This is a genomic window from Labilibaculum sp. (assembly GCF_041595635.1).
Lineage (GTDB): Bacteria > Bacteroidota > Bacteroidia > Bacteroidales > Marinifilaceae > Labilibaculum.
This window is the reverse complement of sequence record NZ_JBFHJW010000052.1, coordinates 1-16,874: the sequence shown is the minus strand read 5'-3', so window position 1 is coordinate 16,874 and position 16,874 is coordinate 1. Positions and strand designations below refer to the sequence as shown.

At 35.9% G+C, this 16,874-nt stretch carries 13 protein-coding genes; 10 read left to right on the top strand and 3 right to left on the bottom strand.

Features of this window, described 5'->3' with window-relative positions:
• Positions 1–20: 20 nt before the first annotated feature.
• Positions 21–2,234 carry a S9 family peptidase gene (locus ABYT26_RS13475; RefSeq protein WP_372754750.1) on the bottom strand — a complete coding sequence of 738 codons (2,214 nt, stop codon included), beginning with the start codon at positions 2,232–2,234 and terminating at the stop codon, positions 21–23.
• Positions 2,235–2,553: 319 nt separating this feature from the next.
• Here ABYT26_RS13475 and thrS point away from each other — a divergent pair, with 319 nt between their 5' ends.
• The 7 genes from thrS (at position 2,554) to ABYT26_RS13440 (ending at position 8,906) form a co-directional block, all read left to right on the top strand.
• Positions 2,554–4,506: a threonine--tRNA ligase gene (gene thrS / locus ABYT26_RS13470; protein ID WP_372754748.1), complete on the top strand. Its 1,953-nt coding sequence runs from the start codon at positions 2,554–2,556 to the stop codon at positions 4,504–4,506.
• Between the two features lie 21 nt (positions 4,507–4,527).
• Entirely contained in the window at positions 4,528–5,082 is a 555-nt protein-coding gene (gene infC, locus ABYT26_RS13465) for a translation initiation factor IF-3 (protein WP_372754774.1), read from the top strand.
• Positions 5,083–5,116: 34 nt separating this feature from the next.
• Positions 5,117–5,314, top strand: a complete 198-nt coding sequence (gene rpmI, locus ABYT26_RS13460; RefSeq protein ID WP_054722596.1) for a 50S ribosomal protein L35 — start codon at positions 5,117–5,119, stop codon at positions 5,312–5,314.
• Positions 5,315–5,409: 95 nt separating this feature from the next.
• Complete coding sequence (gene rplT, locus ABYT26_RS13455) at positions 5,410–5,763, top strand: 50S ribosomal protein L20 (RefSeq protein ID WP_101261379.1); 354 nt, start codon at positions 5,410–5,412, stop codon at positions 5,761–5,763.
• A 229-nt stretch (positions 5,764–5,992) separates the two neighbouring features.
• Positions 5,993–6,706 carry a 4-hydroxy-tetrahydrodipicolinate reductase gene (dapB, locus tag ABYT26_RS13450; RefSeq protein ID WP_372754745.1) on the top strand — a complete coding sequence of 238 codons (714 nt, stop codon included), beginning with the start codon at positions 5,993–5,995 and terminating at the stop codon, positions 6,704–6,706.
• A gap of 53 nt (positions 6,707–6,759) precedes the next feature.
• Positions 6,760–8,148 carry a signal peptidase I gene (lepB, locus tag ABYT26_RS13445; RefSeq protein ID WP_372754743.1) on the top strand — a complete coding sequence of 463 codons (1,389 nt, stop codon included), beginning with the start codon at positions 6,760–6,762 and terminating at the stop codon, positions 8,146–8,148.
• Positions 8,149–8,249: 101 nt separating this feature from the next.
• Positions 8,250–8,906 carry a WbqC family protein gene (locus ABYT26_RS13440; RefSeq protein ID WP_372754741.1) on the top strand — a complete coding sequence of 219 codons (657 nt, stop codon included), beginning with the start codon at positions 8,250–8,252 and terminating at the stop codon, positions 8,904–8,906.
• On the opposite strand, the gene ABYT26_RS13435 is transcribed toward ABYT26_RS13440, so the two are convergent.
• Both ABYT26_RS13435 and ABYT26_RS13430 read right to left on the bottom strand, forming a co-directional pair.
• Positions 8,892–9,320, bottom strand: a complete 429-nt coding sequence (locus ABYT26_RS13435; protein WP_372754739.1) for an NUDIX domain-containing protein — start codon at positions 9,318–9,320, stop codon at positions 8,892–8,894. The genes ABYT26_RS13440 and ABYT26_RS13435 overlap by 15 nt on opposite strands.
• Positions 9,321–9,350: 30 nt before the next feature.
• Positions 9,351–10,145: an NlpC/P60 family protein gene (locus ABYT26_RS13430; protein ID WP_372754737.1), complete on the bottom strand. Its 795-nt coding sequence runs from the start codon at positions 10,143–10,145 to the stop codon at positions 9,351–9,353.
• A 191-nt stretch (positions 10,146–10,336) separates the two neighbouring features.
• Between ABYT26_RS13430 and ABYT26_RS13425 the strand changes: the two genes are divergently transcribed.
• From ABYT26_RS13425 to ABYT26_RS13415, 3 genes are all read left to right on the top strand, one after another.
• Complete coding sequence (locus tag ABYT26_RS13425) at positions 10,337–12,460, top strand: HD family phosphohydrolase (protein ID WP_372754735.1); 2,124 nt, start codon at positions 10,337–10,339, stop codon at positions 12,458–12,460.
• Between the two features lie 292 nt (positions 12,461–12,752).
• Positions 12,753–14,405: a Zn-dependent hydrolase gene (locus ABYT26_RS13420; RefSeq protein ID WP_372754733.1), complete on the top strand. Its 1,653-nt coding sequence runs from the start codon at positions 12,753–12,755 to the stop codon at positions 14,403–14,405.
• 100 nt (positions 14,406–14,505) lie between these two features.
• The coding region (locus ABYT26_RS13415; protein ID WP_372754731.1) for a TonB-dependent receptor plug domain-containing protein at positions 14,506–16,874 on the top strand (2,369 nt) is incomplete at its 3' end.

Below are 16,874 nucleotides of genomic sequence, written 5' to 3'. Positions count from 1 at the left end.
TCATTTCATTCTGCAGATAACTATAAATTCTCTTTTAAGAATTTATTGAATCGATTGTACAAATGCAAGCGAGTGTTTCCTCCTCGAATACTGTGATTTCGGTTGGTATACACCTGCATTTCGAATTGTTTGTTGGCCTGAACCATTCGCTCTGTCAACTCATAAGTGTTCTGAATATGAACATTATCATCGGCTGTTCCATGACAAATCAAAAGAGAGCCTTTCAACTGATCCACATGATTAATAGGTGAATTATCGTCATAGCCTTTTGTATTCTCCTGAGGAGTTCGCATGAACCTTTCGGTGTAAACTGAATCGTAATACCTCCAATTGGTAACTGGCGCCACCGCAATGGCAGCTGCAAACACATCATTACCTTTTTCTAAACACAAAGTAGACATAAAACCACCATAGCTCCACCCCCAAATAGCAATTCTACTTGCATCCACAAAACTTTCTTTGGCCAAAGCACGAGCAGCAGAAACCTGATCATCCGACTCCAACCGACCCAATTGCATGTAGGTACACTTTCTAAAAACCTCTCCTCTGCCACCAGTTCCTCTTGGATCTACACACACCACAATATAGCCTTCCTGAGCCAAATACTGATACCAATCGAAACTCCAGGAATTAGTAACTTCCTGTGAATTAGGACCACTATATTGAGTCATTACAACTGGGTATTTTTTTGATGGGTCAAAATCAAAAGGCTTAATCATCCAGGCATTCAACATGGTCATTCCATCGGCCGCAGGATACATGGTAAATTCTTTGGGCAAATACAGATAATCTTTTAGCTTCTTCTGCAAATCCTGGTTGTCTTCCAGAATCCGAATCATTTTACCTTTGCTACTGTACAAACGAACAGTATTAGGCTGCGTAACACTTGAAAAATAATTAATATAATATTTGAATCCATCACTAAAAACACTCCTATTGGTTCCTTTTTCCGGAGTGAGCAATTTCTTTCCTGTTCCGTTCAACTTGATGGAATAGACATTCCTATCCATAGGCGATTCCTCAACAGATTGATAATAGCAGATTTGTTTTTCATCGTCGAAACCTATAAAATCAGTAACATCCCAATCACCACTGGTAATCTGCTGCACCGCTTTACCCGTTGCCATATCGTATAAATACAAATGATTAAATCCATCTTTCTCGTCTAGAAAAATAAATTGTTTGCCATTATTAAGAAAAGTCAGATAATCAAAATTCTGCTCCTCTATGTAATACTTGTTCTCCTGCGTAAATAGCACATTAGAGCTTCCAGTTCTGGCATTGGCCATTAAAAATTCCAATTTATTCTGATGACGGTTCAACCGGTAAATACAAAGCATTTTTGGATCCTGAGTCCATTTTATGCGAGGAATGTACTGATCAGTCTCCTCTCCCACATCCATTCTTTTGGTAATTCTATCTTCGATATTATAAACAAAGACCTGAACTGTAGAATTCTTCTCTCCTGCCTTCGGGTATTTATATGTATAATTTTCAGGGTACAAAGCATTTTGTTCCTTTTGTGGGGACATGCCTTCAAATTTATTCATATTAAACATTTTCACCTGACTCTCATCAAATTTCATGTAAGCAAGAAACTCACTATCTGGAGACCAAGCGAAAGCTTTATTGAATTCAAATTCTTCTTCGTACACCCAATCTGGAGTTCCATTTTGAATTTTATTGTACTCCCCATCTTTAGTAATCTGAATTTCGGAACCAAAAAGCACATTGTGAATAAAAAGGTTGTTATCACGGACAAAAGCAATTCGATTTCCATTGGGAGAAAAGCTTGCTAAACGTTGTTTACCGTTTTTCGACAATGCAAGCAATTCGCTATTTTTAAAGGAAAAAACATAGTAATCGGCAGTAAACGAACGACGGTAAATACGCTCAGGATTTGTCATCAATAAAATACGACTCTCATCAGCACTAAATTCATACTCATTTATACTTTTGATGGCTGCATCTTTTATCTTGCTCAAATTCAACAAGGTATCCACAACTTTGCCCGTAGCATAACTGTACTTAACAATTTTTGTTCCTTCATCCTCTAAAGTTGTGTAGTGAATTCCATCCTTCATCGAGCGCAATCCGTAAACCGATTTCTGGTTAAAGGTCCCATTCAACATTAAATCTTCTATACTAATTTTCTGGCTTCCCGCTTGCGAAAAAGACGAAAAACCAAAACACAATAAAATGCACAAAGCAAATATCTGCCTACTTATCTTCATAATTTCAAATTTATTTAGAGTTTGTCTCTCTTTTTTTATTACTTCTCAAAGATTCCACTTTTTTTTCCAAAAAAGAAAAATTACAGCACTATTCATTAAGAATGAAAGCCTAATCTTGCATCTCCACCCATTCAATTAATAGCAGTGAATTTTCCCTTCACTTCCGCAGCACAAGCACAAACAATCAAATCTCCGAAGCAAAAACCAATACAATACATTCAATTTCATAAATTTTGCCAGAGAAAACCACCTGTAAATTTGGGATAAAATTATATCTTTGTGGATTGATTTTAAAAAAACGAATAAAATTAATTCTATAATGATAAAAATTACGTTTCCGGATCAGACAGTTAAGGAGTTTGAAGCCGGGATTTCTGGCCTTGGTATTGCCAGAAGTCTAAGCAATAGCCTTGCCAAAGAAGTTTTATCCATCACTGTAAATGATAACATTTGGGATATCTCTCGTCCAATAAACGAGGATGCAAACATTAAATTACACACCTGGAATGATGCCGAAGGAAAACATGCATTTTGGCATAGCTCAGCTCACCTAATGGCTGAGGCACTCGAAGAACTGTATCCTGGAGTGAAATTTGGCATCGGTCCAGCTATCGACATGGGTTTTTATTACGATGTTGATTTAGCGGACGGAACGGTTTTATCAGATAAAGATCTGCCTAAAATTGAACAAAAGATGCTCGAACTTGCTCGCAAAAAGAGTGAGTATAAGCGTACTGATGTTTCAAAAGAAGAAGCTATTGCTTTTTTCAAAGAAAAAAATGAAGAATACAAGTTGGAATTAATCAACGAGCTTGAAGATGGAACCATCAGTTTCTACAAGCAAGGAGAATTTACCGATCTATGTCGTGGACCTCACTTGCCTAACACGAGCTATATTAAAGCCATCAAATTAAACTCAATTGCTGGAGCCTACTGGCGTGGCGATGAAAAAAGACCACAACTTACTCGTGTATACGGAATTACTTTTCCTAAAAAGAAATTCCTAGATGAGTATTTGGTGATGATGGAAGAAGCGAAAAAACGTGACCACAGAAAACTGGGGAAAGAAATGGAACTATTTACCTTCTCGCAAAATGTTGGCCAGGGAATGCCTTTATGGTTACCTAAAGGAGCTCAACTACGAGAAAGCCTAGAAACTTTTCTAAAACGTGTCCAGAAAAAATTCGGTTACGAACAGGTAATCACTCCTCATATTGGGAACATCAACCTATACAAAACTTCGGGTCACTACGAAAAATATGGTGAAGATTCATTTCAGGCAATTCAAACTCCTCAAGAAGGAGAGGAATATTTGCTAAAACCGATGAACTGCCCCCACCACTGCGAAATTTACAAATTCAAACCTCGTTCCTACAAAGATCTACCGGTTAGATATGCTGAATTTGGCACCGTGTATCGTTACGAACAAAGTGGTGAATTACACGGATTAACTCGTGTGCGTAGTTTCACTCAGGATGATGCTCACTTGTTTTGTACTCCCGATCAATTGAAAGATGAATTTAAAAAAGTAATCGACATTATCTTTATTATCTTTAAAGCACTTGATTTCAAAGACTATACTGCTCAAATATCTTTGCGCGACAAGGTAAATCATGAAAAATACATTGGGACAAACGAGAATTGGGACAAAGCAGAACAAGCAATTATTGAAGCTTCCGAAGAAAAAGGATTAAATACTGTCGTTGAATATGGCGAAGCTGCCTTTTATGGTCCAAAATTGGATTTCATGATTAAAGATGCCATTGGTCGCAAATGGCAATTGGGAACCATACAAGTGGATTACAACCTGCCCGAACGCTTCGAATTAGAATATGTAGGGAGTGATAATCAAAAACATAGACCAATCATGATTCACAGAGCACCATTTGGTTCTATGGAAAGATTTGTTGCTGTTTTACTTGAACACACAGGAGGTAAATTTCCTTTATGGCTTACCCCAGAACAAGCTGTGATCATGCCAATTAGCGAAAAATACAATGATTATGCGAAAAAAGTTTTAAATTCGTTAAATAATTCCGATATTCGCGCCGTATTAGATGATCGCAACGAGAAGATCGGACGTAAGATCCGTGATAGCGAGTTGAAAAAGACCCCATACTTAATCATTGTTGGTGAAAAAGAAGCTACCGAAGGGACTGTTTCTGTTCGAAGACAAGGAGAAGGTGATATGGGTTCTATGAGCATTCAAGAATTTACAAATTTTATAAATAAGGAAGTAGAAGATCAATTGTCTTCTATTGAAAAGTACTAACTTAATCAGGAGGACCAAGACATAGCTGGATTTCACCATAGAAACAACAGAGGACCAAGAAAACCTCAAGAGGCTCTACATAAAATTAATAAATTAATTAGAGCTCGTAGCGTTCGCGTTGTTGGAGAGAACGTAGAACCAGGAGTTTATTCAATTTCTGAAGCATTAAAGATTGCAGAAGATCAAGGATTAGACTTGATTGAAATTTCGCCAAATGCTGATCCACCAGTTTGTAAAATTTCTGATTACCAAAAGTATCTTTATCAACAGAAAAAGAAACAAAAGGAATTGAAGGCTAAAACCGTTAAAGTTGTAGTGAAAGAAATTCGTTTCGGACCAAATACCGATGAACACGATTACAACTTTAAACTAAAGCATGCCATCAAGTTTCTTAACGAAGGATCAAAAGTTAAGGCTTATGTCTTTTTCAAAGGTCGTTCTATTCTTTTTAAAGATAAAGGGGAAATTCTTTTACTAAAATTTGCTCAGGATCTTGAAGAATTGGGTAAGGTTGAACAACTTCCTAGATTGGAAGGTAAACGGATGACCATGTTTATAACACCTAAGAAAAAGTAGAGTAATTTATATATAATCAATAATTAGTTGTACAATGCCTAAGATGAAAACAAATTGCAGCGCAAAGAAAAGATTTACTTTGACTGCATCTGGAAAAATCAAAAGAAAGCACGCTTTTAAAAGTCATATCTTGACTAAAAAGAGCACCAAAAGAAAGAGAAATCTTACTTACTTTGGTACTGTAAATAAAGCAGATCAGAAGAATGTTAAGTTGATGCTTAACATGTTGTAAAAATCAGTATTTGATTTTTAAAGTTTATTAACCGAATGATTTAGCACCAATAAAGAGTCCTTAAATGGAACGCTAACATTCTAAAAAGAAAAACAATGCCTAGATCAGTAAATTCTGTAGCTTCAAGAGCTAGAAGAAAAAAGATTTTAAAAGAGACCAGAGGTAACTTTGGTGCAAGAGCTAACGTTTGGACGGTAGCAAAAAACACATGGGAAAAAGGTTTGCAATATGCATACCGTGATAGAAAAAAGAAGAAATCAAACTTCAGAGCATTGTGGATTCAGCGTATTAATGCTGCTGCCAGACTAGAAGGTTTGTCTTATTCACAATTGATCGGTTTGATGCACAAAGCTAACATCGAAATTAACCGTAAGGTTTTGGCTGATTTAGCAATGAATCATCCTGAAGCATTTAAAGCTGTTGTTGGAAAAGCACAAACAGCTAAATAATACTATAAATTATTTACTTTTAAACGGGATTGTTTTTTACAATCCCGTTTTTTGTTTACCGTCAAAATACAAATACTTACTGTGCTCACACAACAACTTATCGAAAAAGCATTTTCAGATCAGACAATAATGCTCTTTGGATAGCTTATTATGCACTGTATTTACTATTTTTGAAACCTAACAATGAAGTGAAACGAATGCGAAAATAGCTTCCGCAAAAAAACCACACATGAAAATAGCACTTATTGGCTACGGAAAAATGGGCAAAGAAATTGAACAAATTGCACTAAGCCGAGGCCACCAAATAGAATTAATCATTGATCAAGATAATCAATCCGATTTAAATCCAGAAAATCTTAAAGCAATAGATGTTGCCATAGAGTTCACCAATCCTAATTCTGCCTTTACCAACTACATGACCTGCTTCGAAGCTAAGGTTCCTGTTGTATCGGGAACTACCGGATGGTTAGATAAAATGGAACTTGTACAAGAAAAATGCAAGCAGGGAAACGCTTTTTTTTACGCCTCCAACTTTAGCTTAGGAGTCAACCTGTTTTTCGAGCTCAACAAAAGCTTAGCTAAACTGATGGCCCCTTTTAGAGAGTACAATGTAGATATGGAAGAAATTCACCATATCCATAAGCTAGATTCCCCCAGTGGAACCGCTATAACCCTTGCCGAAGGAGTGATTGAAAATCATCCTGCCAAAGAAAAATGGATAGAAGCACGAAGTAATGAGAAAGAAGATTTAAGTATTTTTGCCAAGCGCCATGGCGCTGTTCCGGGTACACACACAATTACTTGGCATTCTGAAGTAGATGAAATCACCATTCAGCATATGGCGTATAGTCGAAAAGGATTTGCATTGGGTGCTGTTTTGGCTGCAGAATTTATACCTGGGAAAAGGGGACTTTTCGGCATGAAAGATTTACTCAATCTATAAGTGGCGAATTAACAGCTATCAAAAACATTTCCGAATCAGTTAAAACACATTGAATGAGAAGCATACTAAAAAATAAATGGTTTAAATTTTCACTCGCTCTAATCATCTTTTTGTTGATGACCATATGGATCGGTAACTACTGGCTACTATTGGGCCTTCCCATCCTTTTTGATGTCTATATCAGTAAAAAAGTACACTGGGCTTTTTGGAAAAAAAGAGGCGTAAAAAAACAGAGTGCAACAGTTGAATGGCTCGATGCTATTATTTTTGCAGTGGTGGCAGCAACGATTATTCGTATGTTCTTTATTGAAGCATATACCATACCCACTTCGTCGATGGAGAAATCTTTACTAGTAGGAGATTATCTTTTTGTGAGTAAAGCAGCCTATGGTCCCAAAATACCAAATACACCACTCTCCTTTCCATTTGCACATCACACCATGCCTTTTACAAAAAAAACAAAATCATATTTGGAGTGGATTCAATGGCCCTACAAACGATTAGCTGGATACACAGAGGTGAAACGAAATGATGTAGTTGTTTTTAATTTCCCTGCTGGAGACACTATTATCGTCGGCAGAGAAAATCCTGACTACTATACAAATTTGAGAGGATTAGGAGATCAATTTATGGCTGACGATATGCAAAAAGGAAGAGCTATTCAACCCGAGAAAGCATACATCGACATGGCTCGTCAGTACTTATTTCAAAATACCGAAATAGCAACCCGGCCTGTCGATAAAAAAGAAAATTACATCAAGCGATGTGTTGGAATGCCTGGTGACACACTCCAGTCTATTGACGGCCAAATGTATATCAATGGGAAACCTCAAATCACCATTGAAAACATGCAATTCAATTACGAAGTGCAAACCAATGGCACACCAATCAATCCTCGCAAACTTGAAGAATTACACATTGCTAAGGATGATCAAAATCACAATGGTTCGGTATACAATTTGCCTCTAAGCCTTGAAAAAGTGAAAGCTCTGAAAAAGTTAGGCAATGTAGTTTCTATTGTTCGTCGGAACTCAAGCAAAGGAAATCCTGAAGGTGTCTTTCCATTTAGCGATGACTATCCTTGGAACAGAGATAACTTTGGACCTTTGGTAATTCCTAAAAAAGGACAAAGTGTAAATCTTACATTGAAAACACTTCCCTTGTACGAAAGAGCCATAAATGCTTATGAGGAGAATGCTTTGAATGTTAAGGATTCAGCCATTTATATCAATGGCAAAATTGCCACCAATTACACATTTAAAATGGATTACTATTGGATGATGGGTGACAACCGTCACATGTCGGCCGACTCGAGATACTGGGGTTATGTTCCCGAAGATCATATTGTTGGAAAAGCATCCTTTATTTGGCTTTCTCTGGATAAAGACAAAACGGCTTTGGGTAAAATTAGATGGGACCGCGTTTTTAACTGGATTCACTAGTAAATGATAATAAAATGGACAAAAGACACCCCAACAGGTGTCTTTTTCTTTTCCATATTTTTCTATTTTTGTAGGAACTTATAAACCCGTTCACTTTAACAATGAAAAATTCGAAGGCCTTATTGGCAACCTCCTATTTTGCACCTATTGAGTATTACTGTGCACTCGTTTACTACCCCGAAATTGTAGTAGAACAATGGGAGCACTATTCCAAACAATCGTATCGAAATCGCTGCACTATTTACGGAGCAAATGGTATTTTACCTCTTTCAATTCCAGTGGTTAAGGCTACCAATAAAAAAGTGCTTACGAAAGATGTTCAAATAGCCTACGATACCAATTGGCAAAAATTACATTGGAAAGGCATTGAAGCGGCCTACAAATCTTCCCCTTTTTACGAATATTACATCGATGATTTTGAGCAATTTTTCAAGCAAAAATGGACATCTTTGCTTGAGTTTAATAATGCTATTCAACAAGTAATATTTGAAATTCTGGAAGTAGAACCAAACATTCAATTCTCAGCTGATTTTATTGATTTTGGCAATCCTTCTTTTGATGATTATCGTGAAATTATTCATCCTAAACCTCAAAAATCGGGAACAGATAATTTATTTACTCCCGATAAATACACGCAAGTATTTGGAGATAAATACGGTTTTATAGCCAACCTGAGTATTTTAGATTTGATCTTTAATTTAGGCCCAGATAGCCTGACGTACCTGGAATCGAACGCAAAGAATTTATTGTTGATTTAGAATCTCTTGCATGATTAAATCATGATCGAAAGCAAGTGGTGGCAACTGATCGATGGCTTGCCAAACGGCCTGTGCAGCATCATCATCGCCCTTTACAAGGGGTAACTCGTCCACTTGCATTTTTCCCTTAAAAACAACCGATACGGTTCTTCCCCTTGGATCGCGATTTACAGCGCCATAGGTTTTAAATTGCTCCAGAGAGATTGCAGAAAAACCAGTTTCCTCCTTCAGTTCCCGATAAGCCGCAACCTCAAGATCTTCATCCATATCCACAAAACCACCTGGAAATGCCCATTTGTTTTGGAAAGGTGCATTCGCTCTTTGAATTAGGAGAACATATTCTTTATTGTTACACTTACAAAAAATAGCACAATCGACAGTTAGTGCTGGTCGTGGGTATTGGTAGGTATACATTTTTATTTGAAGCTAAAGCAAGCACTATACTTACAGATTTACAATTCTTTTTATCACTCTTAACTTATGTGTATATTTCTTTTTATCCACATTAAATATTCCCTGGTGGTCTACATTGTCGATACGAACATTACCCGATGCATGAATAATTTTATGTCGATCCCAAATGATTCCAACATGCGTAATTTTTCCTTCGGCATTATCGAAAAAAGCTAAATCTCCCGGCAAAGCTTCCTCCACAAAAGTTAAAGATTCCCCCAATAAAACTTGCTGGCTAGCATCTCGAGGCAAAACAATACCATTCAATTTATATACAATTTGCGTTAAACCAGAACAATCAATACCATAAGGAGTTCTTCCTCCCCACAGATAAGGCGAATTAAAATATTTTAAAGCACTCTCAATCAGAGAATCACGCAAATGATCATTCACAGAATTTTTAGAGACTTTCCCTTGATAAAAATAGGTTTTATCAGCAATCTTAAAGGACTTTTTATCCTCATCACAAAAAGGAAATGAACTTCCAGGAACAATTAATTTGTTCGTGTAATCTTGCTTTTGATAAACCAAGTTAAAGGTATCATTAGCTACCACTTGAAGTTCCTGATTCAGAACATTAAAAAGATCCTCATCAATTTCTGTTAACATTTTGGTATCCACCCATCCTTCGTAGTCATCAAAAGCTAAGCTGATTTTTGACCAATTGTCATTCTGTTCCAAAATCTTACAATGTTCCCCAAACAATAATTGAGTTACCATTTCACTTTTTTCAGCAGGTTCATTTCGAACAGGAATAATACTAAGGTCGGAAATTCCGTAATTCATCTATGCTTCTATTTTTAGGGTGAAAATCAAATATAAAGAAATAAATTATGTTTTTACATTTGCTTTTGCAAAATTGCCAATAAAATAGGTCATCTAGAAAGAAATGATGATTTGTTTTCAAGCACAAAATAATAGTTTACTTTTGGTTAAAAAATAACAGTACATAAAGCCTACCTAAATCACATATTGAAATGAGCAAATACTTCAGGTGGATTCGTCAGAATATAAATAACATTTATAGGTTTCTGATTACATCAATGTCCATTATTCTCATCACTCTACTGTTTCCGAATATTGGTAACTTTAAATATGAATATCAAAAAGGAAAGCCCTGGATGCACGAAACTTTAATTGCTCCTTTTGATTTTTCTATTTTAAAAACAGAAAGCGAAATTGCCCATGAGAAAGATAGTATTTTAAAAGAATTCTATCCTTTTTATAAAATTGACACTTCGGTATTGACCAAAAACACTAACAAACTAAATTCCGATTTAAATCGTAAATGGCAAAAATTCTCAAAATCTGATTCCTACAAAAAACAAAAATATTCGAAACAAAGCTTGGAGGAAGACTACCTACAATTTAAAGAATATCTGCTGACTAATCTCAAGAAAATCTACGAAACGGGCATCGCCAATTTGGAAAATGATAAGAAAGAATTGGACTTTTCTAAACTTGATTTTATCAATAAATCAGTAAACAACTTAAATCAAATTGTTGCTGCCAATTTGATTTATACGCCCAAAAGTGCTTATCAATTTCTATCCGCAAAAATACAGAGCGACTTTCCTTCCTCAGCTTATCAGGAATTTATCCAAGATTTGAATATAGATTCCTACTTGCAAGTCAATTTATTTTATGAAGCCAGCATATCAGAAGAAGTTAAAGCAAATATGTTATCCATGGTTTCTAATTCGAAAGGTATTGTTGATGCTGGAACCCGAATTGTTCTTGTGGGAGATATTATTGATGATCACACCTTCCTGGTATTAGAATCGCTAAAAAAAGATTATGAAAGTATTTTGGGTTCCTCCAAGAGTCATTATCTGATTATTTGTGGACAGTGCATGCTAATTATTTCCTGCATTGTGCTTCTTTTTCTTTACCTAAGAAACTTTAGGAAACAAATATTGCACGACAATAAAAAGTTGCTATTCATCTTATCTCTTGTTGTGCTATATGTTGCACTTACCACATTGGTACTGCAATTCCCAACCATTAACATTTACATTATTCCCTTTGCGCTTATTACCATTGTGGTTCGAACTTTAATGGACAGCAGAACGGCTCTTTTCGTATTTATTGTTACCATCTTACTCACAGGATATTTAGCCCCCAATAAATTTGAATTCATATTTCTTCAGCTTACAGCAGGAATTATGGCTATTTATAGTCTTCCCAGACTCGAGCGCAGGGGACAACTTGTTATTACCGGAATCGTAACCCTTTTCACCTATAGTATTGTCTATTTTGCCTTTGCTATTACTCAGGAAGGAAATATTGCTGAAATTGAATGGAAAAACTTCATGTGGTTCTCTATCAATGGCTTACTACTTACATTCTCCTACTCGTTAATTTATATTTTCGAAAAACTTTTTGGATTTTTATCCGATGTAACATTAATTGAACTATCCAATCAGAATCATCCATTACTTCGAGAACTTTTGCGCCAATCACCAGGTACTTTTCAACATTGTTTGCAGGTAGCCAATTTAGCCGAAGCTGCTATCAATCAAATTGGAGGTAATCCGCTACTAGTTCGGACTGGAGCCTTGTATCATGATATCGGCAAAATGAAAAATCCAGGTTATTTTATTGAAAATCAACTTGGTAAATCAAACCCTCATGATCAATTGGATTTTGATAAAAGTGCTCAAATTATTACAGATCATGTTAAGTATGGAGTGAAAATTGCAAAAAAGCATAAGCTACCTCAATTAATCATTGATTTTATTGAGACCCACCATGGAGCCGGAAAGGTTCAATATTTCTATACATCATTTAAAAACAAGTATCCTGATAAGGAAATCGATGAAGAAAAATTCACCTATCCTGGTCCAGATCCATTCACCAAAGAAACTGCCGTTCTTATGATGGCTGATTCTATAGAGGCATCATCGCGCAGCTTAAAAGAAAAAACACCAGAAAGCATACGCAATCTTATTGATAAAATTATCGACAAACAGATCGCTGAGAAACGATTTCAAAATGCCGACATTACTTTTAAAAACGTCAATCAGGCAAAAGAAATTTTCACCAATGCACTCATTAACGTTTACCATGCACGCATTGAGTATCCTACTGAGAAAAAATAATTCCTAACTCATAATCAATTTTCCCCTTCAGTCTGCTTCTTTTAATTAAAGAGCAGACTGAAAGTAATTGTGGCTACAAGTGAAGCAACTTCAACAATTATACCATTCTCATTTATAGGCAAATAACTTAACAATTATATTATTTTCCATTTTTTTTCCAAATCATTTTTTTGTAACTTATAAAGTGCGGTATCCTAAGCAATAACACGAATACAGATCAGTTAGCACTTAGGGAATTTTTACTAATTACATACAGGCAATCACATTATTTTAACCTCAAACCCTTGCTATTATGATTCGGAAATCAATATTTTTAATAGGTATTATCATATCAATCGTATTGGTTTTTTCCTGTCAATTCAACAAGCAGGAAGAACAAAAAGAAAAATACGATTCTGTTATGCAACGTAAATTGGCCAATTATGCCAAAGTAAAACTCTCTGCTGATCTTAGCCTTCTTCCAGCGAATGAAATAAAGCTGCTTTCTCAACTAATAAAAGTTTCCAAGAACATCGACGACATATACTGGCAGCAAGCCTATGGTGATAAAGAAAAACTTTTACAAGAGATTACCGATCCAGACATGAAAGAATATGCTATGATTAATTATGGTCCATGGGATCGTTTAGATGGATTTACACCTTTCACCGATGATTTTCCTCCTCGACCATTAGGAATTGGATTTTATCCGAAGGATATCAACCAGGAAGAATTCTTTGAATTGCAAAATGATGGTAAATACAGTGCATTTAGTACATTAATTCGCAATGCGAACGGATCTCTTGAAGTTTTACCTTATCACCAAGCCTATGAAAACAACCTAAACAAAGCTGTTGAAAACTTAAAGATTGCCTCAGAGATGTGTGATAATGAAAAATTTAAAACCTATCTATTGCAACGAGGAGAAGATCTTCTTTCGGATAATTTTGACAAAAGTGATGAACTGTGGATGCAGCTAAAAAATAGGAATTTAGATTTTATTGCTGGTCCAATATCGAACACCGAAGACAATTTTCTCTGGACCAAATATTCCTATGGTTCTTTTATTTTGTTAAAAAATACCGAATGGACCAAAGACGTAGAGAAATATTCATTACTAGTTCCCTATTTGCAAAAAATTCTTCCTGTTGCCGATGAATACAAAGCGGGAACGCCCTCCACATCGGCCAATATTGTAATTTATGATGTTTTGTATACTTCTGGTTACTGTAATGCTGGCAATAAATTAATAGGGGTAAATCTACCCATAGGAAGTTCAACTAGCAATGAAAGTCGAAAATTGCATTTTAAAAATGTAATGCAGGCCAAATTCAACCAGATTCTTCAGCCAATTTCTAGTTTGGTGATTGAAGAAAACCAAAGAAAAAATGTTCTTTTCAAATCATTTTTCTTAAATACCATATTCTACGAAATCTGTGAAGGATTGGGCCCTAAAGAAACTATAAATGGCAATGGAAGTGTAAAAGAAGCCTTGCGTGAACATCACAGCGTAATTAATGAATTAAAAAATGATGTGCTACGAATGTTTTTTCTAGGACAACTAAACGAGATGCGGGAAATTCCGGATGTTGAGCTTATGGATAATTATGTTACTTATATGGCAGATGTTTTTAGATCAATTCGCTTTGGTATTACAGATTCCCAAGGAGTAGCAAATATGATTCGATTTAACTACTTTGAAGAAAAGGAGGCATTTAAATACAATCCAAAAAGTGGGACCTACAAAATTAATTTTTACAAAATGAAAAAGGCCATTGAATCTTTATCCAAGCTGGTTATAGAAATACAGGGGAATGGAGATTACGAAACGGCTAATGAAATCATTAATAGTAAGGGCTATATTAACAACGAACTTCTCCAAGTACTATATCGAATTCAAAGAGAGAAAATCCCTAAAGACTTGGTTTTTGACCAGGGGGAAAAAGTAATTATTCCAGATTTATAATTTATAGATAGAAAAAAAGGCATTCAATGAATGCCTTTTTCTATTTGCCTTTACTTTTTCCTACTTTTGCACAAAATATACTCATGAAAAAAACCTACGAATGATTCGTCTGCTAGCATGCATTATCCCCCTTCTTTATTCTGTAACCGGATTTACTCAAAGCATATATATAAAAGATTCGCTTACTCGCCAGCCAATTGAAAATGTATACATTTTTAATTCTAAAAGTTCGGTAATCTCTAATCATTTAGGACAAGCAAAACTTAGCGGATTTTCGTCTGATGAAAAGATTTATTTTCAACATCCAGCCTACAAAAACCTAGAGCTAACCTACTCACAATTGCAAAGCAAGGAGTTTACTGTCGCCATGCAATCAGCCATTTTTCCAATTTCAGAAGTGGTTATTTCTGCCAGTAAATGGAAAGAAAATATGGATGAAACACCCTTGAAAATATTGCTTCTGAAAGAAGAACAAATCCAACAATCTTATGCACAAACCTCTGCCGATTTACTAAAGGAAAGTAATCAAGTTTACATTCAAAAAAGTCAAATGGGTGGCGGAAGTCCAATGATTAGAGGCTTTGCAGCGAACAGACTATTAATTGTATTCGACGGAGTTCGCTTGAACAATGCCATCTATCGAAGTGGTAACCTTCAAAACATTCTCAATATCGATCCTAACAATCTGGAATCGGTAGAGGTTATTCTCGGCCCTGGTTCCATTCTTTACGGAAGCGATGCCATTGGTGGTGTGATGAGTTTTCAGTCTCTTACACCACGCCTATCTACTTCAGATCAGGCCAATATCAAGTTCAACTACAAAACACGATATTCCTCTGCTAATAACGAAATTATGAATCATGCCAGCTACAATTATGGCAAATCAAAACTAAGTTTTGCAGGAAGCATTAGCTATTCCGATTTCTCGGATCTGAAAATGGGAAAACACGGACCAGATGATTACCTGCGCACTGAATATGCAATTAGACAAGATGGTGTCGATGAAATAATTAGCAATCCTGATCCTGAAGAGCAAAAATTTTCGGCCTACTCACAAATAAATCTAGGGCAAAAAGTTCGATTCAAAGCCTCAGAGACATTCGACTTACAATACAATTTTCAGTATTCAGCGAGCTCAGATATCCCACGATACGATCGATTAATTCAATATTCCGATGATCAGCTCAAATATGCACAATGGGAGTATGGACCTCAAATACTCCAATTGCATTCATTAGAAGCTAATCATACAAAACCTACATTTGCTTATACTTCTTTACGCATCATATCAGCCTATCAGAATTATCAGGAAAGCCGAATAAACCGTAAATTTGATCAAACAAGCCAATATACCAGGGAAGAAAATCTTAACATTTACTCTCTAAATGCAGATGCTGAAATAAAAACAGATGAGAACATTCAATTATTTTATGGGAGTGAATGGACGCGAAATAAAATCCATTCGTACGGCAGTAGTTTAAACATAGACACTTTTGAAAAAACTGAAATAGCAAGTCGTTATCCAGATAATTCAAACTATTCAAGTTTGGCTTTCTATTCCAAATTAAAATGGATTTTGAGTTTCAATTGGACACTCAACACAGGCATACGCTACTCTCACTTTTGGCTTCATGCGAAAATTGACGATACTTTTTATTCTTTTCCTTTCGATAAGATCGATCTGTCAACCGGATCATTAAACGGAGGCATAGGAATCACCCATAGGGCGAAAAATGGCATACTATTTAAAATGAATGCCACCTCAGGATTCAGAGCTCCAAATGTAGATGATATTGCTAAAGTGTTTGATTCTGAGCCAGGAAAAGTTGTGGTTCCCAATGAAAACCTGAAAGCTGAAAAAGTTTACAATTTTGAAATTTACCTAAGCAAAAACTTTTCGAACCAACTATTTGTGGAACTAAATGGCTTCTACTCCTATTTGGATGATGCTATGGTTCGAGAGGATTTTACCTTCAACGGTGAAACAAGCATGATTTACGATGGAGAGGAAAGTACAATTCAAGCCATTCAGAATACCGACAACGCAAAAATATGGGGAGGAAGCATAAACGCAATCCTGAAACTAAACAGACAATTCTCTCTTCATACAAATCTTAGCCTGACCCAAGGCAAATACAAAGATGGCAGTCCGGTTCGACATGTTCCTCCAACTTTTGGAAATTCGTCGCTCAACTTTCATTCAAAAATCTTTAGCTCAAAACTCCAATTTCAATTCAATAGTGAAATTAGCAATGCGAATTTAGCAGATAGCGAGAAAGAGAAGGATTACTTATATGCTAAAAACAGTGATGGGTTGCCCTACTCTCCTTCCTGGATGACTCTTAGCCTTAGTAATCAAATTAAAATCAGTAAAAAAGCCGAAGCAACACTTGCCATCGAAAACCTACTTAATAAGCGCTACAGACCCTATTCATCGGGTATTAGTGCAGCAGGAAGAAATTTAGTTTT